This is a genomic window from Streptomyces sp. NPDC002787 (genome assembly GCF_053592095.1).
Map to the genome: position 1 here is coordinate 1 of NZ_JBSFVC010000028.1, position 21,570 is coordinate 21,570.

Here is a 21,570-nt window from a genome sequence, read left to right on the forward strand (position 1 = left end):
GCCGCCGTCGTTGACCTGGCTTTCGCTGCGGCCGGCTCGTCCGACTTCGTCACGCTCGGCGAGGAGGGCAGGTCCTTCACGCTGAGTTGGCCCACACCGCTGCCCGAGCCGGTCCTGGACGGGGACACCGCCGAGTACCGCGAGGTGCTCCCCGGCGTGGACCTGCTGGCCACCGCCTCGGTAACGGGCTACTCGTACGTCCTGGAGGTGAAGACCCCCGAGGCGGCCGACAGCTCCGAGCTGGCCGAACTGCGGCTGCCCGTACGCTCCGAGGGCCTCGCCCTCGGCACCGGACCGACCGGTGGCCTCCAGGCGGTGGATGCCTCCGGGGAGCGCGTCTTCGGCGGACAGGCACCCAAGATGTGGGACTCCTCCACCACCGGGGTCCCCGCCGGTGCCGTTCCCGCCTCGGGCACGGACACGCCCGCCCAGGCGGCGCCCGACGCCGGCGCGAAGATCGCCGACATGACCCTCGACGTGTCCGCGTCCGCCGTCACGGTCGAGCCCGACCGGGCCCTGCTCACTGCCGCCGACACCGACTTCCCGGTCTACATCGACCCCGAGGCCGGCATGTCCAAGAGCGAGTGGCTGTATGTGTCCAGCGCCAACCCGGGCACGGAGTTCCACAAGTTCAAGAAGGACGAGGGTGTCGGCCGCTGCTCGGCCGACACCATCGGTGGCATCTACTACGTGTGCAGCAACTCGCCGTACACGAACCGGATGTACTTCCAGTTCGCCACCAAGGGCTGGAAGAACCGCACCATCTCCAAGGCGGTCTTCGAGGTCTACGAGACCTTCTCCTTCTCCTGCACCAAGAGCACCGTCAACCTGCACATGGTCGCCGAGGGTGGTGTCGACTCCGCGACCAACTGGAACAACAAGCCCAAGGACGGCGACCTGCTGGTCGACAAGAACGTCGCCAACGGCCGGGGCGACAGCTGCAGTCCGGACGCCCCGCCGAGCTGGGTCGACTTCCAGGACAACGCCGACGAGAGCAACGAGAACCTCACCTCCTCGGTCCGTAAGAAGGCTGCCGGTGAGGATCCGATCGCCTTCTCTCTGCGTGCTGCCGACGAGGGCGACCCGAACTCCTGGAAGCGGTTCCGGGGTGACAACGCCAAGCTCGTCGTCACGTACAACACCCGTCCGAGCAAGCCCACCGGGGAGAAGCTGAGCAACCCGGAGGAGAAGACCTGCACCACCGACAACACCAAGCGCCCCTGGATCCGGGACGCGACCCCGACCATGTCCGTCACCGGCACCGACGCCGACTCGTACACCGATGGCACTGGCCAGAACCTCACCGCCACCTTCCGGGTGTGGGACCAGATGGATGGCCGGCCCATGGTCTACGAGGGCAAGGACGGACCGCAGAACGAGGGCAAGTTCGAGCGGGGGATTCCGGTCCGGGAGCTGAAGCACGGCCACGGCTACAAGTGGCACGCCCAGACCTACGACGGTTCCACCGGCAAGCTCAAGGACTCCGGGTACTCCGAGTGGTCCGACTGGTGCGAGTTCGTGGTGGACGTGGAGCGGCCCGACACCAAGCCGCGCGTCGAACCGGTGGCGAGCGAGGCCGACCTGCCGGCGGGCGCCAAGCGGCACTTCACCCTCTCCGCCAACGGCAACTCCGACTCGGTCTTCAAGAACGACGTCGAGTTCTACGAGTGGGACCTCGGCAACGACACCCCCACCCGCAAGGCGGACCCGGCTTCCCTCGGCGGCAAGGCGACCATCGAGGTCGCGCCGAGCACCTTCGGACCGAACGTGCTCTACGTCCGCAGTGTCGACCGGGCCGGCAACCGGGGCCCGCTGGAGAAGTATTTCTTCACCGTCGACCGCGCCTGCGCCGACGCTCTCGCCGAGACCTGCGCCGCCGCCGTGTACGGCCTTGACCAGACCTCCGGCACCACGGCCCCCGACACCTCCGGCCACAACCGGACACTGACGGTGAAGGGCGCCGACTGGGTCGCCGGCCACAACGCCGCGAGCGTCCCGACTGACAGGGCGCTGCGCTTCAACGGCACCACCGACCACGCCACCGCCGTCTACGCCGTCCACACCGGCCAGGCGTTCACCGTCTCGGCATGGGTGCGGCCCACGTCACTGGCCAAGAACATCTCGGTGATCAGCCAGGCGGGCAGCCAGGGCAACGGATTCAACCTCTACTACTCCACCGCCTACAAGCGCTGGATCTTCGGCCGGCACATCAGCGACACGGCGGACTCCGACCTCGTACGCGCCATGGCCACCAGCGAGCGCCCCGCGACCGTGAACAAGTGGGTTCACCTGGCCGGGTCCTATGACCCGGTGGCCCGGAAGTTCACGCTGTTCGTCGACGGCGAGGAGCAGGGCAGCGCCACCGCCACTGACGTCTGGAACGCCACGAAGGGCCTCAACATCGGCCGTGCCCAGTACGGCGCCGACTGGTCGGACCCTTTCGCCGGTGACATCGACGACGTGCGCCTGGTCCCCGGCCTGCTGTCGGGGACGGAGATCTTCCGGCTCGCGAACAACTGATGACCGCTGACGACCACTGACGACTCCCGACCAGAGCCGTCCACCCGGGTGCCCGAACTCTTCGGGCACCCCGGGGCACTTTTCCACACCCATACGGGAGGGGGAGCGCGCGTGCGCGCATCTCGCAGACACAGAACACATCCCTGGGCCAGAGCCCTCGGTGTCACCCTCACTTCAGCCCTGACCGTCACCCTGCTCCAGGGCACCCCGGCCCTGGGCGACGACCCGGACGAGGCTAGGGAGAAGCGGCGTCCGAAGACCCAGGACGTCGCCTCCACGCCGGTCGTCGAACAGGACGGCGAGGTCACCCCGCTCAAGCACACCAAGGGGTACGGCAAACCGCTGAACCTCAAGGCCACCTGGCCGAAGGCGGGCAGCGCGACCGTCGACCTGACTAACTCCAAGAAGCGGAGCGCGCTGTCGAGCGCCGCCAAAGCGGGCTCGTTCCCGGTCCGTGTCGGCCCGGCCAAGGGCATGACCCGGTCCGCGATGGCGGCCGGCACACCCACCCGGGCGAAGGTGGACGTCCTCAGTCAAGCCGCCGCGCAGAAGGCCGGCATCGACGGCCTGCTCCTCAAGGTGACCCGGGCCGACAGCCGCACCGCGAACGGCGTGGTCTCCGTCGAGGTCGACTACGCGGCCTTCGCGCAGGCCTACGGTGGCGACTGGGCCCAGCGGCTGCGTCTGGTCGAGCTGCCCGCCTGTGCGCTGACCACGCCCAAGGCGGCCAAGTGCCAGACCGTCACCCCGTTGAAGACCGACAACAACGTCCGCGGCCAGCGGCTGACCGCCGATGTGGCGGCGCTGTCCTCCGCGAAGGCCCCGCTGCTGGCGGTCGCCGCCGGCCCGGCGGGCGATTCCGGCTCGTACGCCGCGACCTCGCTGGCCCCCTCCGCCTCCTGGCAGGTCGCCGGCCAGACCGGCGGCTTCACCTGGCAGTACCCGCTGCGCGTGCCGCCCGCGATCGCGGGCCCATCCCCGCAGCTCGGCCTCGGCTACAACTCCGCTTCCACGGACGGCCGTACCGCCTCCAGCAACAACCAGACGTCCTGGATCGGTGAGGGTTTCGATCTCTCCGCCGGTTACATCGAGCGTTCCTACCGCTCGTGCACGGAGGACGGCCACGACGAGGCCGGCTCGCAGAAGTACGACCTGTGCTGGCACTCCGACAACGCCACCATGAACTTCGGCGGCCGGGCCGGTGAGCTGGTCAAGAAGGGCAAGGACGAGTGGCGTCTGAAGCAGGACGACGGCACCCGTATCGAGCGTAGGTACGACGGCTTCAACTCCGACAACAACGACGAGTACTGGGTCGTCACCACCACTGACGGCACCCGCTACCACTTCGGCAAGGGCAAGCGGGAGGCGGCCGACACCGAGTTCACCGGCTCCTCCTGGGAGGTCCCGGTCTTCGGTGACGACAAGGACGAGCCCTGTCACGCGGACACCTTCAAGGAGTCCCGCTGCCAGCAGTCGTGGCGCTGGAACCTGGACTACGTCGTCGACGTGCACGGCAACACGATGACGTACTACTACGGCACCGAGACCAACAAGTACGACAGCGTGCGCGGTGACAAGGTCGTCTCCTACGACCGCGGCGGCTACCTCAAGCGGATCGAGTACGGCGAGCAGGCGGGCAAGGAGAACACGACCGCCGCGCCCTCGCAGGTCGTCTTCGACGTCGCCGAGCGCTGCACGGGTGCCGCCGCGGACTGTGAGCCGGGTGATCTGAAGGAGTCCACCGCCAAGCGCTGGCCGGATGTGCCGTTCGAGCAGATCTGCACCTCGGACACGGAGTGCAAGGACCAGTGGTCTCCGGCCTTCTTCTCCCGCAAGCGGCTCGCGAAGGTCACCACACAGGTCCTCGGGTCCGACGGCAAGACGTACGGGGACGTCGACGAGTGGGATCTGGCGCACAAGTACCAGAGCGCCGACACCACGCACGCCCCGGCCATGTGGCTGGAGTCGGTCACCCACTCCGGCAAGGACGGCGCGAACAAGCTCCCGAAGGTCACCTTCTACGAGCGCCAGGACGCCAACCGGGTCGACACCGGCTCCGACGACCGGCTGCCGATGTACAAGTGGCGCATCCGGGCCATCCAGTCGGAGACGGGCGGCACGATCTCGGTCAACTACAAGCCGACCGAGTGCACGCCGACGAATCTGCCGACCCCGGAGACGAACACCAAGCGCTGCATGCCGTCCTTCTGGTCGAAGGAGGGGACAGTCGGGGAGAAGGAGGACTGGTTCCACAAGTTCGTCGTCGACACGGTGATCGAGGACGAGGTCACGGTCACCGGCCCGAACAAGGTCACCTCCTACGACTACGCGGGCGCCGCCTGGGCCTTCGACGACAGCGAACTCGTCAAGACCAAGAAGAAGACCTGGAACCAGTGGCGCGGCTACCGCACCGTCACCATGAAGACCGGTGAGGCGGGCAGCAAGCAGCTCCGCACGGAGACCACCTACCTCCAGGGCATGGACGGCGACCGGGAGAAGGAGTCCGGCGGCACCAAGTCCGTCACGGTCACGGCCTCCGACGGCACGAAGATCCGTGACGATGCCCGCCACCAGGGCTTCGTCGTGGAGCAGCGGAGCTTCAACGGGGCCGCCGAGGTGACCGGTTCGGTCAGCACGCCCTGGAAGTCCGAGCCCACGGCGACGGAGGGTAAGGACGAGGCGTCCTACGCGGCCGTCAAGTCGACGAAGACACGTACGGCGTTGGACGACGGCAAGGTCCGCCGCGCTGCCATCGAGCACTTCTACGACTCGTACGGCATGCTGGTCCGCTCCTCCGACTCCGGCGACCTGGCGGTCACGGATGACGACACCTGCACGACGAACGAGTACAACCGCAACACGGACGCGAACCTGCTCACGCTGCTGAAGCGGGTCACGGTCGTCCCGGTCAACTGCGATGACGGAGCGCCGACTTCGTACAAGGGCGAGGCGATCTCCGACGTCCGCACCTGGTACGACGACCGTGACACCTACGGCACCACGCCCACCAAGGGCGACGTGGTGCGCAGCGAGAAGGTCAAGGGCTACACGGCCGACGGCACCCCGCAGTACGTGACGACGTCGACGGCCAGGTACGACGTGCACGGCCGTGTCGTGGAGTCCGCCGACCAGGCGAACAACGCGACGAAGACGACCTACACCCCGGCCACAGGCGGGCCGGTCACCGGCATGAAGGTCGAGGACCCGCTCGGCAACACCACCACCTCCACCGTCGACCGCCGCTGGGGCCTGGTCACCGCCACGGTCGACCCCAACAAGCAGCGCACCGACCTGGAGTACGACGCCCTCGGCCGCCTGCTGAAGGTCTGGCTCCCCGGCCGCGCCAAGGCGACGGACACCGCGAGCCTGGAATACGCCTACCTGATCCGCAACAACGCTCCCGTCGTCACCACGACGAAGTCGCTGTTGCCGAACGGCTCGGTGGCCACCAGCCACCAGCTCTCCGACGGCCTGCTGCGACCCCGCCAGACCCAGACGCCGGCCGCGAACTTGGGCCGGGTCATCACCACCACCGAGTACGACACCCGCGGCCTGGCCGTGAAGGAGATCGGACCCTTCTACAACACGGCGACCGTCGGCACGACGTTCGTGAACGTCGTCGACGCCTCCGAGGGAACCCCTCGCGAGACGGAGACGGTCTACGACGCGGCCGGGCGGACGACCGACTCGATCTTCCGCGTCGCGGGCACCGAGAAGTGGCGCACCAAGACCGCGTACCACGGCGACCACACGACGATCGACCCGCCGACGGGCGCCACCCCCACAGCGACGTACACCGACGCGCAGGGGCAGACGACCAAGGTCTTGGAGTTCAAGGCATCCTCGCCCACGGGCGCGGCGGACACGACGTCGTACGACTACGACGCGGCGGGCCGGCTCACCGAGGTGAAGGACACGTCGGGCAACGTCTGGTCGTCCGAGTACGACGTACGCGGCCGGCAGACCAAGTCGGTCGACCCCGACGCGGGTACGACGTGGATGACGTACGACGACCTCGACCAGGTCAAGACGGTCCGCAACCAGCGCGAGATCACCCTCACCTTCGCCTACGACAAGCTGGGCCGTCAGCGTTCGCTCTTCAACGGCGACAAGAAGCTGACGACCTGGGAGTACGACAGCGCGACCGTGCCGAACGGCAAGGGGCGGCTGACCTCGGCCACGAAGTGGGTGGGAGGCGACGGCTACATCTCGTCGGTCGACGCGTACGACGTGGCGGGCCGCCCGACGAAGACCTCGGTGACGATCCCCGCCTCCGAGAGCAAGCTGGCCGGGACGTACACCTCGACGGCGTCGTACAAGCCGGACGGCTCGGTCGACGACATCAGCCTGCCGGCGGTCGGCGGGCTCCCCGCAGAGAAGATCACCACGGGCTACACGGCGACCGGTCTGCCGTCCTTCACTCTGGGCGACTCGACGGACTACGCCCGCGAGACCCGGTACTCCAACTACGGCGAGATGCTCCAGCTGACGCTGGGCACGGCCAGCGCGGACAAGTACACCTGGCTGACCAACACCTACGAGGAGGGCACCCGACGCCTGGAGCGCGCCCGCATCGACCGGGAGATCGTCAAGACCCCCGACTCCGACATCACGTACGGCTACGACGCCACCGGCAACATCCAGAAGATCGCGGACACGCCCGAGGGCAAGACGGCGGACGTCCAGTGCTTCACGTACGACTACCTGCGCCGTCTGACCGAGGCGTGGACCCAGACGGCCACCGCCTGCGCACCGAGCGCCGGTGAGGCGACCGTCGGCGGCCCGGCACCATACCGGCACTCCTACACCCACGACGCGGCGGGCAACCGCACCGGCGAGGTCCGCCACGCGACCGGCACGACCGGGGACGCGGCGGTCACTCAGTCGACGACGTATGTGCCCAAGGCCACGGACACCAAGGGCGGCACGCACGCGCACGCCCTGAAGTCGGCCGAGGTGCGCACCGCGACGGCGGCCAAGGAAGTGACTGCGGCCCAGAGCTTCCAGTACGACGAGACGGGGAACACCATCCGCCGCACCAAGGCGGCGACGGACCTCTCCCCAGCGGTCGACCAGAAGCTGGACTGGGACGAGCAGGGCCGCCTGAGCGCGGTGACCCCGTACCTGTCCGGCGACAACCTGGACGAGGCGAACAAGACCTCGTACGTGTACGACGCCTCGGGCGGCCGCCTGCTCCGCAAGGAGAAGGGCGCGGTCACGCTGTACCTGGGCGCCCAGGAGATCCGCCTCGATACGTCCAAGAACTCCCTGTCCGGTACGCGTTACTACTCACACGGCGGTCGGAAGATCGCGGTGCGGACGTCGGCTGGGGTGACCTGGCTGGTGGGTGGCCAGAACGGCACGGCTGAGATCGCGATCAAGGCCGTGGACTCGGCGATCACACAGCGTCGGACGTTGCCGTTCGGTGAGGTGCGTGGCGCGAAGCCGGCGGCGGGGGCGTGGCCGGGTGACAAGTCGTTCGTGGGCGGCACGGCGGACGCGACGACGGGTCTGGTCCAGCTCGGCGCCCGTGCGTACGATCCGGCGACGGGACGGTTCGTCTCCGTCGACCCCGTGCTGAACGTCGCGGATCCGCAACACCTCAACGCGTATGCCTACGGTCGCAACAACCCGTTGGCCTTCCCGGACCCGACGGGCTTGTACTGGGGCGAGTCCTGGATCAGCCCGATCGGTCACGGTGCCCTCGATGTCTTGGGCCTGGTCCCGGTCTTCGGCGAGCCCGCCGACCTCCTCAACGGCGTCTGGTACACAGCCGAGGGCAACTACATCGACGCGGGCCTGTCCTACGCCTCGGCGATCCCCATCGCGGGCTACGCGGCCACGGCGGGGAAGGGCGCGCGGTACGTCAACAAGGCCGTGGACGCCGTCGACACGGCGTCGGACGCCACCAAGGCGACCAAGAAGACCGAGGACGCGGTTGACGCTGCGGACAAGGTCACCCCGCCGGTGACCCCGAAGCCGAAGGAGAAGCCGGCCCCGGCACCTCCGGCCAAGGCCAAGGAGGCACCCGAGGCGAAGAAGGGCGACTCCGGCGGCAAGAAGGGCGACGGAGCGGATAAGAAGTCCGAGACCGGAGGGGGCGGCAAGGACGCCGACGCGCCCGCTGCGGGCGGAACCTGCAAGACGAAAAACAGCTTCGTCCCCGGCACGCTCGTTCTGATGGCCGACGGTTCCACCAAGCCGATCGAGGACGTCGAGACCGGTGACAAGGTCCTCGCCACGGACCCCGAGACGGGTGAGACGACCGCGGAGACGGTCACCGCCGAGATCAAGGGCGAGGGCCTCAAGCACCTGGTCGACCTCACGGTCGACACGGACGGCTTCGAGGGCGCGCAGACGAACACGATCACCGCGACCGACGGGCATCCCTTCTGGGTCCCCGAACTCGACGCGTGGGTCGACGCCACCGACCTCAAGAGCGGGCAGTGGCTGCGTACAAGTGCGGGCACCCTGGTCCAGATCACGGCTGTGGAACGCTGGACGAGCCGTGCTGCGACAGTCCACAACCTGACTGTCAGTGACGCCCACACGTACTATGCGCTGGCGGGGGCTACGCCGGTACTGGTACACAACTGCAATTCCTCCCTTTCGGATCTGCCGATCCATGAGAAGCCGACGCGCTTTTACGCAAAAGCCAGTGAAATGTTGGATCGGATTCCTGGGAACCCGGCAACTCGCGAGCAAATGTATGGCAGTGCGGACGCTGGGCACGGCGGCGTGACATCCTTGTCCAACGAGGATCTGATCCGCTTCGGCGGGCCGAATGGGCGTGAGCCTATTACCGGGCACCGGGACTTCGCCCCGGGGGACGATGTTAATCTTCCCGGATCTCGACTGAATATCGTCGACGGGAATAACAGGACCGAGGAGATAAGGAATCGCGTTCTGGATGGGCGGATGGATCCGGACACGCTCATCGAGATCATGATCGGAGGAAGCTAGTGGAGGCATGGGCCGTTCGATTGGACTCACCTGCGCACTTCACAGCGTTTGTTCTGCGTGGGGACGCGGAGGTTTCCGTGCGGACGTGGGTCTGCCTGAGGGCGGCTGATTCGTTGCCGCCTGTCTCCTGGCTCGGTAGTTGGAGTTGCGCCGATGGGGCTGACGCGGACAAGGTGCGCCAACTGCTGGAAGTCATCAGGGCGTCGATCGGAGAACCGGTTTTGATCGGTCCTTACGGGCCAACCATGAAGGCCCCAGTCTTTCTCGATCCATGGGAATCATGGGGTGGAGGAACACCGCGCCCCCTTCTTGGGGTTCGGCTGTGGGAAGCCGAGCCGCGAATCCAGGAGGTCGATGCTGCGTCCCTCGATTTTTCGGACGGTGGCGTAGAAGTCGAGCTGTGACGGTTTTCCGCCTTTGGGCACAGGCCGGGATGGCTGCCGAGCGCGGATAAAACCCTCAAGAGCCCCGTCGGTCTCCTGCCGACGGGGCTCTTACGTTTGCCAGCGAGCGCGTCAGGGCCGCAGGCGGGCCGCCAACCCCTCGAAATCCGCCGATCAGGCGGGCAACGCGACGAAGACGACGTACACGCCGACGACTGGTGGTCCGGTGACCGGGATGAAGGTTGAAGACCGCTCGGCAACTCCACGCCCTCCACGGTGGTCCGTCGCTGGGGCCTGGTGACGGCCACGGTTGACGCCAACAAGTAGCGACCGATCTGGAGTACGACGCCCTCGGCCGCCTGTTGAAGGTCTGGCTCCCGGGCTGTGTCAAGGCCTCGGACACCCCGAGCCTCGAGTACGCCAACTCAGGCCGTGTCATGACGAAGGGGCTCACGGAATGGAGGATCCCGGCCGACCGTTTCGACGAGTTCAACTCGTACATCGACCATGATCTGACGGAAGTGGTGGCCCGCTGGTGGTGGCCACTTCTTCCCGCCACCCGGAACCAGGCACACGGTATGACAGAAGAGGGCGGGCCGGGCCGCACGCCGTTCGATCACCGAACGGATCGCTCGGGGCGCGCGTGGCACAAGCTTGACGACGGTCTCCGCCGCCGCCCGCGCCAGGTCGTCAAGGACGGACTGGTAGATGTCTCGCGTGATGCGGCTGTCGCTGTGACCCAGCGTCTCCGAAACGACCTTGATGTCGACACCGGCGGCGAGCATGAGGGTCGCGGCGCCGTGACGCAGGTCGTGCAGGCGGATGGGTGGCAGTCCGGCTTCGGCGGCGAGCCGTTCGAAGAGATCGGAGATCTTGCCTGGGTGGAGAAGAGAGCCGTCCTCTCGGTGTCGACGTTCAAGTTTTTCGGCTCTGTCGGTGATCTTGTGATGTCTCGCGGCTGAGCTGGGCATATACCGAGTGTGCGGTTCAGGGGGTTTGGGGCGGTTGCTGCCGCATTTAGCTGATGTGGTGGTGGAGTCGGCCGGGCGTACGGCGGGGACGTCACGTTACGTGCGTCCTGCTCGTCGTTACCAGCGAGATTTACGGGGTGCCGGATGCCGTCGTGGAGAGTGCACGGCCGCTACGTCCGCCGGTTGTCCGATGCGCCGCTCGGCGGCGCGGCCGTCGTGATCGAACTGACCGTGCGCCGGTTCAAGTGCCTCAACTCGGCTTGCCCGGCGGTCACGTTCGCCGAGCAGATCCCGGGGCTGACCAGCCCGCACGCCCGCTACACTCCGCTGCTGCGCGATGCGCTCACCTCCATCGCGCTCTTCCTGGCCGGACGCCCGGGGGCCAGGCTGGCCGCCTCGTTGAAGTCGTACGCACGTCTGCGATGCTGGCCAGATGAGCAAGGTGTGGCAAGGACACGTCATCGATGGCACGCGCTTCGTGGTCCCGGCGTCCGGTGTGACGCCGAGGCACGTGCTGTGCGCGGTCGGCGTGGGGCTGGATCCCGATGTCATCAGCCGGGTGGTCGAGGAGGCGGGCGCGGGGGACTTCACGCTCGACGAGTTCCAGCGGGAGCCTGACCCCCGGATGCGTGAGGCGTTCGACGTCGCGGTGGCTTCCCGCCGGGTCACCGGCGTCGACGAGTTCGGCGACGACGACTGGGCCGCGGTGGACGCGCACGACTCGGTCGCCTACATCCTGTCGCCGCCGATCTCCCAGGCCACCGGCCTCGACGTGTCCCGCCGGGCGCTGGCCGTCACCGCGGCCCTGCTGGCCAACGGGGCCACCGCGGTGAAGAACGAGTCCAGCGGGGTGGCCTGCGGGCGGGGGCGGTGGCTGGCCCTGGCGAGCGAGGCGGCGGCCGCCGAGACTACGGACGACCTGGTCGGCGCCCTCATGCAGGCCTGGGTCGTGCCGGTGATCCACGACGGGGAGGTCTACTACAGCTGTGGCATGCACCTCCTGGGCGAGGCCGACGTGGAGCTGGCCCCCGGAACCATTGAGGTGCCCGAGCCGGAGCTGCTGCTCGATTGGATCACCACCGTGGAGATCGCGTTGTACTACCTGCTGACGGAACAGCCGGAGCACGGCGTCCAGAGCGGCGAGGGCTTCCGCATGGCCCAGGACGCCCCGCGCTGGATCATGAACCGTCTGGAGTGCGAACGGTTCGAGGACGACGACTTCTTCCACAACCCGTACGGATACTGGCGCCTGACCCCGGCCGCCCGCGGCCCCCAGAGACGGGCGAGGCTCAAGAGGCGCAACCCCCGCACGACCCTGGGAACGCGACGGAAGAGGTGAGAACGGCGAGGGCGTGACATCTCCGGGCCACGGGCCGAACGCCGTGCCCTTCTCCGGCGTCTCAGTACCGATCGCGGTCCCGCCCACCCGGGCGACCGCACATGGGGCGAAGAACCGCAGGGACGCATGGCCAAGCGAACACCCGCCAGACCCGGCGCGATCGCGGCCGTGGCGGTCGCAGTCCTGGCTCTCGGCGGACTCCAGGGCTCGACGGCCGGCGCGCAGACCGTGGAAGCCGTGTCGAGCCCTTCGACAACCTGCCACGGCACCCAGCCGAAGGGCGGCGGCACCGGTGACTCCGGCGACGGCGGCCCGGAGGACGACACCCCCATGTACCGAACCCTGGGTCACGTGGGCAAGCTGGTCACCGGCCGCTACGCCGCCGTCCACACCGGCCTGGTCCTCGACGAGGACGAAGCCTCCGTGGACATCTACCGCATCCCCTCCAAGCCCTTCGACACCGCGGTCTGCGAGGCCGCCGAGAAGGGCGTGACCGTACGCCTCCACGACCGCGACATCAACGAGAACGATCTCAACGCCCTCCTCGACCGTCAGCGAGGACATGACCCGCTGGGACGGTACCTTCGCCATGCGCGAGGTCGGCCTAGACGGCACCGGCCTCATCGCGGTCGGCGTGGACGACTCGGGTACCGCCGAACCCGTCCTCCGCGACGACCATGGCACTGTCCTCGGTCGCGCGGTCTGATCTTGCGGTCATGGCCTATCTGAAGGCCGCGCGGATGGGTAGACCGCGACTCTGTAGCGGCCGCTCCTGAGACGGTCCACGACCAGGCGCCGCCGTCGGCGAGGTGCCGTACGGCGGCACCGTCGTCTTCGAGACGCCGTGGTGCGCGTGCGGCCTGCGGTGGGTGGCGAGTTCGCCAGGCGGCGGGTGGTCAGCGGCTGGACGGCGGTGTCGAGGGCCTGGCGGATGCGCTCGCGGATAGGCGCCGCCCATGATGCGACTGGCCATAGCGATCGCCTCCACGGTGACTGGGCTCAGTTGAGGCTCTCCCCTCTTCGCTACGGTTACGGAACCGTCACATGCCCCACATGCCTCTGCAACCCCTCATACGCTGCCCTCTCACCACAACCCGCACAACAGGGGGCACGGCATGGCGAACTGGAAAGTCATCGGCGGCATCATCGGGGGCGTTCTCGTCCTCGGCGCCATTGGCAACGCCATTGACGGCAACGACACGACCGGCACGCCCAGTACGGCCGCGAGCAGCCAGTCCGAGACGCTGGCTGCCGACAGCAAGCAGAGCGCAACCGCCGACGAGAAGAAGGCCGCGGAGAAGGCCACCGTCCCCAACTTCGTCGGCATGGGCCTCCAATCCGCCCAGGACACCGCCCAGGAAGCCGGGTTCTACACCCTCGCCTCCCACGACTCCCTTGGCAGAGGGCGCCTGCAAGCCTTCGACCGGAACTGGCAGGTCTGCTCCCAGAACATCAAGGCTGGCACCAGTACGTCGACGGACACCGAACTGGACTTCGGTGCCGTGAAGCTGGAGGAGGACTGCCCGAGGGAGGACCAGTCCGAGCCCACGGCCGCTGGCGGGAAGATGCCTGACTTCGTCGGCAAGTCCGTGAACACGGCCCGTTCGGCGCTGGACGACAGCACTTCGATCACGGTGGAGGACGCGTCTGGCGACGATCGGTTCGTGCTCGTCGAGTCGAACTGGAAGGTGTGCACCCAGTCCCCGGCGAAGGGCACGGTGCTGAACGGGCAGCCGGTGAAGCTGACTGCGGTCAAGTTCGAGGAGAGCTGCCCCTGAACCTGCTGGGGCCCCGCCAGTTGGTGGGGCCCTTCGTGTGCGCCCTACTGGTCCTCGTCGTCAAGGGTGTCCTCCAGCATCTTGTTCTTGTCGAAGTTGCCCTCGTCGTCCGTCCATCCGAGGTCGTCGATGGTCTGCGACATCAGCAGCGCCTGGTAGTCGTCATCCTTCAGCCCCTCGCAGGCTTCCGGCTTCTCCTTGTCGCCGTCCGCGCGTTCCTTCAGCGCAGCAACGCAGTCCTCGCCGATCTCGTCGTACGACTTCGAGCAGCCGACCGCGCCCCCGGCGAGCAGCAGGACGGAGGCGGTAAGCAGAGCGGTGGTGTGGCGCATGGTCCCCCCAAGGGCGTTGCAGTGCGTGGAGAGCATCATGAGGCCGACGTCGGGCGTACGAGGCCGGTATGGCCGTCCTGTGACCCTCGGGTGTGAGGCCCGGCAGCTGGTCTTCAGCACAGCGCCTCGATGGCCTTCAGGATCAGAGCCCGCTCTTCCGCCCCGTACACGGCCATCCCGCGCAGCTGCTCGAAACGCCTTCAGGTAGATGGCGATCCCGGACGGCTGGGTGATGTCGACCTCGGCGGAGAGGGACTCCACCGACATGAGGCTGTCGTCGTACACGTGGAACGTCTCCACAGGCCACTGCCGGCCGGGGTGCCCTGGGCCTGGCCGGGCACCTCGAACGCGGCGCATTCCGCTTTGCGTTCGGGGCCAGGCTTCCAGCCCCGGAGCACGAGTTCCTGCTTGTCCTTGGCGACGTGGCCACCTTCGCCTGATCGATGTGCAGTTAGTCCACCACCGCCGGGCCACGGGAGGGGCGGGTCAAGAGGGCGTGACGCCCGTCTGCCCGCGTCGGGTGGTCGAGTAGACAGATCTGCACATTCCTGGCTGTGCCGCACACGACGCTCATAGCGTCGGCCGGTACGACAAAACCCGGCGGGGGAGCTACCTCCCGGGGCGCGGCCAACGCTGCTGAGGGGTGCCGACATGGCAACTTCTACTACCCCGCTCGGGCGGACAGACCACGATGGATCCGCCGCCCTTCCTCGGGCTTGCTTGAGGAGCCCGCGCCCGTACCGGGCTGAGAGGAATGCGCCGCGCTCACCTGGCAGCGTGCCGAGGCCCGCGCGCTCGGCGACCTGTCGCGGGTCTCCGACTGCAACGCCCGCATGCGCGCCCACCACCCGGCACGCTGGAAGGCGAGGCGATGACCAAGGACAGCCGCGAGGACACCGGCAGGAACCAGGCCAGGAGCAAGATCGAGGAACGCTGGCTCGACACCGGATCAGGCCCCGGTCGCACGGTGCAGGTGGAGGTGTGCGACTGCGTCGAGGACCCCGAGACTGCGTACCGGCGGATCCTGGACCACGGGATGAACCGCCCCACGTGTCGGGCCCTGGACGAGGACGGCCGCGCGAACGGCGACTGCGATGCCGCCCGGCGCCTTAACCTCGCCTGGGGGATGGCGCGCCGCCAGACCGCCTGAGCCAACGACTCCCGCCCGCTCCTGCACCCCGTGAGTTCCTGGGGGCGGGCGGGGCCCGGCGCGTACGAAGCGGGCTCCGGGCGTCCGCCCGTGCCGCGTACGCCCGGCGCGTCTCCGTGGGCGGGTACGCGGTAAGCCCCCCGAGGACGGCTGTCACGCCGGTGGAGTATCACCGGTCGCGGCTCTTAGCCCCGGTGCCTAGCGTCGTGGGCACAGACTGACGAGCATGAAAGGAGGGCTGGCGTATGCCCGTCCTCGCGTATCACCACGGTCCTGACTGGAGCCAGGAGCTCTATCAGGCGACCCTCAACCGGGCCATCCCCGACCCCGACAGCCTGCCGAGCGGGATGATCGCCCACTATGCGGCGCCTGCGGAGGGAGGCGGCTGGCAGGTTGTCGATGTCTGGGAGTCCGCGGAAGATCATGATCGCTTTGTTCGAGAGCGGGTGGTACCTGCTGCCCAGGAGTTGGGCGCGCCTCCTTTCGAGACCAAGGTGACCGAGCTGTACAACTCGCTGGTCGCTTAGCAGTGCTCGCGTCCCGAAACTCGAGCTTTGGCGGATGGGGGCTCGGTATGCGTGGTGAAACCGGCTCTGGATCAAGGTGAAGCCACAGCCTCTCCCCGAAACCAGCCCAGCGGCCTCTACTCGCCGTCCTCGACGGCCGGAAGATCCGCGTACCGCACGCCCCTGGTGACGAATGGACCCATGGCAGACATTTATCTCATATGCGGTGAATAGTGGTGCAGGTCGTGGGCACTTCGTCAGGTGAACCCACCTCAGAACGGAGCCGCCATGGTTATCAAGAAGATGCACGACATGGGCATCCGCAGCGAACACGCCTACATGGCCGCCCTCGGCAGCATCGGTCTCTCCATCGCCACCTGGGTCACCAGCCTCAAAGCCGAACCCGTCGGCGGCCTCGCCCGCGCAGACCGATGGGGAATCTTCGTCGGCGAATGGGCACCCACCTTCTTCGGCCTCGGCCTCGCCCTCTCCCACTACGAGCAGCAGGAAGGCACCCTCACGGCCAGCGTCCACGAACTGCGAGAGCAGAAGAAGGCCGGCTGAACATCCGCCGGGAGGGAGGTTCGGCGAGGGAGCCTGGACCCCCCGTTTTGCGGGGTCCTGAAGGGCCCCGCAAACTGCCTCCCTCGCCTCCCTGACAGGCGTATCCGCAGGCCAGCACGGGGAGGCGAGCCGGGGAGGCGGGTAAGGAGGATCCTCCAAGATCCGGCCGCCTCCCTACTCGTCGAGGTCGTCTTGTGCTCGCCGTGCCCGCAGTCGTCGAGGACGCGCCGCAGGTCGGGGAGCGACCAGCCGTCGTACTCGCCCGGGTTGTGATCACGGAGCGGTGAAGGGCGTCCTGTGTGCGCAGCTTCGGCTCGTGGCCGAGGGTGGTCAGGATGTCGGCGAGATGGTCGACCGGCGCGTAGGCGGGCGCGTCCGGTTCCGCGGGCCCTCGTACGGCCCCATGGCCCGCTCGACGACCGGGGGTCACCTTGTCGATGCCCTTGTCGGGGGCACGGGCCACGCAACGGGCGCGCACGACCTCGAACGGCTTGCCGCTGAACCCGACGGTCACGGCGGTGCCGACGTCGCCATCACTCCCTCGTACGTGCCCGGATCGAATAGTCGAGAAGAGGCTGGGCGGCCACCCTCCATCCCGTTCGCAGTGCTTCAGTGGTGGCGGATGGGGCCTCGCCGGTCATCTACTTCCCGGAAGTTCCCGTCCAGTGCATTCTGCTGGCCATTGAGCGAGACCGGGTTCGTGGCCACGGTCTGCGCCACAGAATGTGCCGGGGTGGGCGCTTACGGTGACAGCCGGCGCGTTGGTGGCCCGGCCCCAGCCCGATGATCGGCGCACGCAAGTTGGTTCACGAGTCTAGGGGCGCACGATGCCCGCGCGTAGTGTGAGACAGCATGGGGGAATTGCGTGCGGACTGGAGGCTCAGGTTGCGGCGCGGGGGCGCGCACGGTCCCATCTGTGGCGCCGGCGTGCTCGTCGACCAGTACACGGCGCTGACGTGCGCCCATGTGGTGCGCGACCCGGACGCCGTGATGTGGCTGGAGTTCGCCGAGAACGGCGACCTCGAACCGGTGTCCGCCCGCGTCGCGCCCGGCGGTTGGCTGCGCGGGAGCGGCGAGGGTGAGGAGGGCGGCGGCGGCCGGGACGGCGAGGGGCGTCGGGGCGGTGAGGACATCGCCGTACTGCGGCTCGACAGTCCTCGGCCGCAGGCGCGGCCGGCGCGGCTGGAACCCCGGCTGTGGGGCGGCATGGAGGTGTACGCGACCGGGTACGCGGCGGGTTTCGACGACGGCATGACCCTGTGGGGGCGCGTCAGCGGGGTCAGCGGTGAGCTGGTGCAGCTCGACGCCGTCACCAAGGCCGAGGTCGTGCGCAAGGGCTTCAGCGGTGCCGCCGTGTGCACCCGGCCGGACGAAGGGCGTCCCGCGCGGGTGGTCGGCCTCGTCGTCAGCTGGCGTGGCGACATGCGCGCGGTGCTGCCCGAGAACAACCGGCTCGCCTTCTCGTATCTGATCCCCGTCGGGCGCATAGCCGAACTCTCGCCGTTGATCAAGGAGTTGAGCAGCGACCACGCCTGGGACCACGGCTTCGAGGAGCGGCTGACCCGGTGGTTCGAGGACCCCGACGAGGAGCCGGTGAAGATCACCGTGGTGCCTCCGGGCAGTGGCAAGGACCGCTCCCTGCGTCATCTGCTGCACCGGGCCCATCTCGTCTACCGCCGAGGGGGTACTTCCCGCTCGAGCGGAGCCGAGAGTGGGGGAGGCTCCAGCAGACCGGACCTCGCCGATCACGCCCTCGGCCACATAGCCTTCCCGCCCGGTCAGTACCTGGCCTACTGGGACTGGCTGCTCGGCACCAGGCCCCGGCCCCCGCAGGCGCCCCCGCCCACGTCCCCACAAGCACCCACCTTCGCTCCCGCACCCGCCCCCACGCCCACGCCCGCACCTGCCCCCACGCCCGCGCACGCTCCCGCTCCCACGCCCGTTTTCGAGCCCTCCCTCCTGCCCGGCGGTCCCGTCACGGTCGTCGTCGACGGTCTCGACGAGGAGCCCGAGCCGGGCCCGTTGATCGAACTCCTCGGCCGATTACGCTCGCTCGGCTTCCGGCTGCTGATCGTCTTCCGGCACGAGGGCGGCACCGGCTGGAACGCGGCCCGCGACGAACTCCTGCGCCCTGGACTCCTCGGTCACGCGGACGCGCTGCTCGCCCGGCTGGAGCATGAGGAGTTCAGCCGCGCGGTCCGCTACGGCGTCGTCGACAGCGCCTCCCTCGGCTCGATGACCGAGACGGCCGACCGGCGCCGGGGCGAGCGCCGTCTGGTCGACGAGACCGCCGATCCGCAACAGCGGCTCGCCCGGCTGCGCGTACTGATCCGGACCCTGCGCGCCGATCTGCGGCGCTTCGGAGGCCCGCTATGACGTCCCCCGCCAGGCCGGGCAAGGGGGCGGACCACGAGAGCCGGACGGTCTGCCCGCACCGGCGCTTCAGCGGCGCCCCCTGCGGCGGCACCGTGCTCCCCACCGGCTACTGCGCCGAATGCGGCCGCGAGGAGAACGACCGCCCCCTGCCCGCGCTGCCCGAGGACCCCCGCGACCTCGGCCCCGCCGAGCTCCTCGCGCTCCCCGAACGCGCGCCGCGCCCCGCGCAGGAACGCCTCATCCACCCCGAGGCGCCGCTGCGCATCCGTATGGGCTGCTCCTCCGCCGAGTGCGGCATCACCTTCGCACCGCCCTACACCGTCGGCCCGGTGCCGGTCGAGGGGCACTGTCCGGCCTGCGGCGAGCCGTACTCGTACCGGCCGGAACTGGCCGAGGGCGATGTGCTGCGCGACCAGTACCGCATCATGGGGCCCATCGCGCACGGCGGCCAGGGCTGGGTCTATCTCGCCGAGGACACGCACCTCGGTGACGTGGTCGCCGTCAAGGGGCTGCTCAACCGCTACGAGCAGGACGGGGCCCGGCTCGCCGACCTCGAACGCCGCAACCTCGTCGCCATCCGCCACCCCCGCATCGTCCAGATCCGCGACTTCGTCGCCCGGCGCGACGGCGGCGGTCAGGTCACCGGCGGCTACATCGTCATGGACGACGTCGGCGACGGCACCCTCGAGAAGGTCGTCAAGGAGACCCGGCGCGGGGAGTCCGTCCTCGACATCGAGCACGTCGCCGCGTACGGGTGCCAGATCCTCGAAGCCTTCGTCCATCTGCACGCCGGCGGTGAACGGGTCTTCGTGTACGGGGACATGAAGCCCTCGAACGTCGTGCACCACGGGGACGGCGTCAAGGTCATCGACCTCGGCGGCATGCGCGAGCAGGGGCAGAGCCAGCCGCCCGCCCATGTCACGCCCGACTACATGGCGCCCGAGACGGGGTCCTCGCCCGTGCCCACCGTCGCCCACGACCTGCACACGGTCGGCGTCACCCTGCGGGAACTCGCAGGCTGGGCCGTCGACGGGGTGCCCGGCCTCGGCACCGCCTCCTTCTGGGGGGTCGTCGAGCGCGCCACCCGGGGCGACCCCGGCCTGCGCTTCGCCGACGCGCGGGAGATGGCGGGCCAACTGCGGGGCGCCCTGCGGGAGATCCGCGCCCTGCGCGGCAAGAGCGACCCGCCGGAGCCCTCCGACTACTTCTGGCCGTCCCCGCAACTGCTCGGCGCCCGGCTCGGCACGGTGCCGGGCATCGAGCACTGGCTGGAACGCCCGCGTCGCGACCGGTACGAGCCGCCCACCGCCCCCGCCCTCGACCTCGGTACGCCCACACCGACCGAGATCGCGCGCTGTCTGCCGGTGCCGAGGCGTTACCCGGGCGACCCGCAGACCGCGCGGTTCGAGGTGAGCAGCGGCTACGACCCGGGACGGCTCCTCGACCAGGAGGACGGCAAGCCGCCCTCGGTGGAGATCCGCCTGCACAACGTGCGCGTCCTGCTGGGCCGCAACACACGGGACGACCTGGAGCGGGCCCAGGACGAACTCGACACCGCCGACTCCATCCCCGGGCCGTCCGCCGTGCGCCGGTGGCGGCTGGAGTGGCACCGCGCGCTGGTCGCGCTGCGCCGCGCCGGCCTCGACGACGACCCCCGCCAGGTCGCCGAGGCCAAGAGCCACTTCACCAAGGTCCGCCTCGAACTCCCCGGCGAGTACGCGCCCAAACTGGCCCTCGCCTACTGCGGGGAACGTCTCGGCGACGACACGGCCGGGCCCACCGCCAAGGAGCTGTACGAGGCCGTGTTCGCCCGTAACCCCGCGCACGGCGGCGCCGCTCTGGGCCTCGCCCGGCTCGCGCTCCGTGCGGGTGACCGCCGGGCCGCCCTCGACGTGCTCGACCGGGTACGCCCCGGCACCCTGGACCACACCGTCGCCCGTATCGCCTCCCTGCGCATCCGCGCGGCCCGGCTGCCCCGGCGCGCCGATCCGCTGCCCGCGCCCGCCGAGGTCGACGCGGCACTCGCCGAACTGGGCGGCCTCGTACGTCAGGAGCCGGGCGCCGGCGGGCCGAGTCTGTCCGAGGACGAGGCGCTGCGGCTGAGCACCGAACTGTACGAGTGGAAGCTGGACGCGCTGTACAGCCGGGGGGACCGGCCCGGACCTCGGGGACGGCACGGCGGCCGGCTCGACGCCCGCGCTCTGCGACGCCTGAGCGGGCAGGAGCGGGAGCTGCGCGAACGGATCGAGGCGCACTACCGCCAACTGGCCGCCCGGCACGGCGGATCGGCCGCCGCCCACGAACACCTCGTGGACCTGTCCCACGCGGTACGACCGCGAACGGTGATCTGACGACAACGAAAGGAAGGAGCGGCTGGGGATGCGATGAGCGGGGTGTTCGGCGCGGACGCACACCGTGACCCGACCGCACGGCGACGACCCGGCGTACGGACCGAACACGGTCCGTACGGCGATGGTCTGGCGGGTGGCGTATGCGCGGTCCGTGTGGCGGTGGTCCGGCGGGCGGCGCATGCGTAGTCGGTGCGGCAGGCGGCAGGCGGCACGTGGAAAACGGCAAGCGGAAAGCGGCGTTTGGGGTCGGCACGGCGTGATCCGGTGAGCGGCGTTTGTGGGTGGCACGGCGGTGGTCCGGCGGGTGGCGCACGCGTCGTCCGTGTGGTGGTGGTCC

At 69.1% G+C, this 21,570-nt stretch carries 11 protein-coding genes and 3 pseudogenes; 11 read left to right on the top strand and 3 right to left on the bottom strand.

The window, feature by feature from the left end; genetic code table 11:
- Positions 1 to 2,520 (top strand): LamG-like jellyroll fold domain-containing protein (locus tag ACWD26_RS32945; RefSeq protein WP_451275621.1); only part of this gene is annotated, 2,520 nt, incomplete at its 5' end.
- Positions 2,521 to 2,631: 111 nt separating this feature from the next.
- Positions 2,632 to 9,483 carry a polymorphic toxin-type HINT domain-containing protein gene (locus tag ACWD26_RS32950; protein ID WP_451275622.1) on the top strand — a complete coding sequence of 2,284 codons (6,852 nt, stop codon included), beginning with the start codon at positions 2,632 to 2,634 and terminating at the stop codon, positions 9,481 to 9,483.
- Between the two features lie 988 nt (positions 9,484 to 10,471).
- Here ACWD26_RS32950 and ACWD26_RS32955 read toward each other — a convergent pair.
- Positions 10,472 to 10,771, bottom strand: a pseudogene (locus tag ACWD26_RS32955) (tyrosine-type recombinase/integrase); the annotation flags it as partial.
- A 210-nt stretch (positions 10,772 to 10,981) separates the two neighbouring features.
- On the opposite strand from ACWD26_RS32955, the pseudogene ACWD26_RS32960 reads away from it, so the two are divergent.
- The 4 genes and pseudogenes from ACWD26_RS32960 to ACWD26_RS32975 form a co-directional block, all read left to right on the top strand.
- Positions 10,982 to 11,077: pseudogene (locus tag ACWD26_RS32960) on the top strand (hypothetical protein); the annotation flags it as partial.
- A gap of 193 nt (positions 11,078 to 11,270) precedes the next feature.
- Positions 11,271 to 12,176, top strand: a complete 906-nt coding sequence (locus ACWD26_RS32965; RefSeq protein WP_451275735.1) for a hypothetical protein — start codon at positions 11,271 to 11,273, stop codon at positions 12,174 to 12,176.
- A gap of 126 nt (positions 12,177 to 12,302) precedes the next feature.
- Positions 12,303 to 12,905, top strand: a complete 603-nt coding sequence (locus ACWD26_RS32970; protein WP_451275623.1) for a hypothetical protein — start codon at positions 12,303 to 12,305, stop codon at positions 12,903 to 12,905.
- A 386-nt stretch (positions 12,906 to 13,291) separates the two neighbouring features.
- The gene (locus tag ACWD26_RS32975) at positions 13,292 to 13,954 is read left to right on the top strand and encodes a PASTA domain-containing protein (RefSeq protein ID WP_451275624.1); all 663 of its coding nucleotides are present in this window, start codon (positions 13,292 to 13,294) and stop codon (positions 13,952 to 13,954) included.
- A 44-nt stretch (positions 13,955 to 13,998) separates the two neighbouring features.
- Here the strand turns inward: ACWD26_RS32975 and ACWD26_RS32980 are convergent, their stop codons facing one another.
- Together ACWD26_RS32980 and ACWD26_RS32985 are read right to left on the bottom strand one after the other, a co-directional pair.
- Positions 13,999 to 14,286, bottom strand: a complete 288-nt coding sequence (locus ACWD26_RS32980; RefSeq protein WP_451275625.1) for a hypothetical protein — start codon at positions 14,284 to 14,286, stop codon at positions 13,999 to 14,001.
- 113 nt (positions 14,287 to 14,399) lie between these two features.
- Positions 14,400 to 14,595 (bottom strand): annotated as a pseudogene (locus tag ACWD26_RS32985) (transcriptional regulator); the annotation flags it as partial.
- Positions 14,596 to 15,157: 562 nt separating this feature from the next.
- On the opposite strand from ACWD26_RS32985, the gene ACWD26_RS32990 reads away from it, so the two are divergent.
- The 5 genes from ACWD26_RS32990 (at position 15,158) to ACWD26_RS33010 (ending at position 21,233) form a co-directional block, all read left to right on the top strand.
- The gene (locus tag ACWD26_RS32990) at positions 15,158 to 15,436 is read left to right on the top strand and encodes a hypothetical protein (protein WP_451275626.1); all 279 of its coding nucleotides are present in this window, start codon (positions 15,158 to 15,160) and stop codon (positions 15,434 to 15,436) included.
- Positions 15,437 to 15,681: 245 nt separating this feature from the next.
- Positions 15,682 to 15,963, top strand: a complete 282-nt coding sequence (locus ACWD26_RS32995) for a hypothetical protein (protein WP_451275627.1) — start codon at positions 15,682 to 15,684, stop codon at positions 15,961 to 15,963.
- 267 nt (positions 15,964 to 16,230) lie between these two features.
- A complete protein-coding gene (locus ACWD26_RS33000; RefSeq protein ID WP_451275628.1) occupies positions 16,231 to 16,506 on the top strand; it encodes a hypothetical protein in 276 nt (91 codons plus the stop codon).
- Positions 16,507 to 17,358: 852 nt separating this feature from the next.
- Complete coding sequence (locus ACWD26_RS33005) at positions 17,359 to 18,882, top strand: S1 family peptidase (protein ID WP_451275629.1); 1,524 nt, start codon at positions 17,359 to 17,361, stop codon at positions 18,880 to 18,882.
- Positions 18,879 to 21,233, top strand: a complete 2,355-nt coding sequence (locus ACWD26_RS33010) for a tetratricopeptide repeat protein (RefSeq protein ID WP_451275630.1) — start codon at positions 18,879 to 18,881, stop codon at positions 21,231 to 21,233. The genes ACWD26_RS33005 and ACWD26_RS33010 overlap by 4 nt, the downstream gene beginning before the upstream one ends.
- Positions 21,234 to 21,570: the final 337 nt, after the last annotated feature.

Coding starts and splice junctions, on each gene's coding strand:
- ACWD26_RS32965 (WP_451275735.1), top strand. CDS start 11,271: ATGAGCAAGGTGTGGCAAGGACACGTCATCGATGGCACGCGCTTCGTG.
- ACWD26_RS32975 (WP_451275624.1), top strand. CDS start 13,292: ATGGCGAACTGGAAAGTCATCGGCGGCATCATCGGGGGCGTTCTCGTC.
- ACWD26_RS33005 (WP_451275629.1), top strand. CDS start 17,359: ATGGGGGAATTGCGTGCGGACTGGAGGCTCAGGTTGCGGCGCGGGGGC.
- ACWD26_RS33010 (WP_451275630.1), top strand. CDS start 18,879: ATGACGTCCCCCGCCAGGCCGGGCAAGGGGGCGGACCACGAGAGCCGG.
- ACWD26_RS32980 (WP_451275625.1), bottom strand. CDS start 14,286: ATGCGCCACACCACCGCTCTGCTTACCGCCTCCGTCCTGCTGCTCGCC.
- ACWD26_RS32990 (WP_451275626.1), top strand. CDS start 15,158: ATGACCAAGGACAGCCGCGAGGACACCGGCAGGAACCAGGCCAGGAGC.
- ACWD26_RS33000 (WP_451275628.1), top strand. CDS start 16,231: ATGGTTATCAAGAAGATGCACGACATGGGCATCCGCAGCGAACACGCC.
- ACWD26_RS32995 (WP_451275627.1), top strand. CDS start 15,682: ATGCCCGTCCTCGCGTATCACCACGGTCCTGACTGGAGCCAGGAGCTC.
- ACWD26_RS32970 (WP_451275623.1), top strand. CDS start 12,303: ATGGCCAAGCGAACACCCGCCAGACCCGGCGCGATCGCGGCCGTGGCG.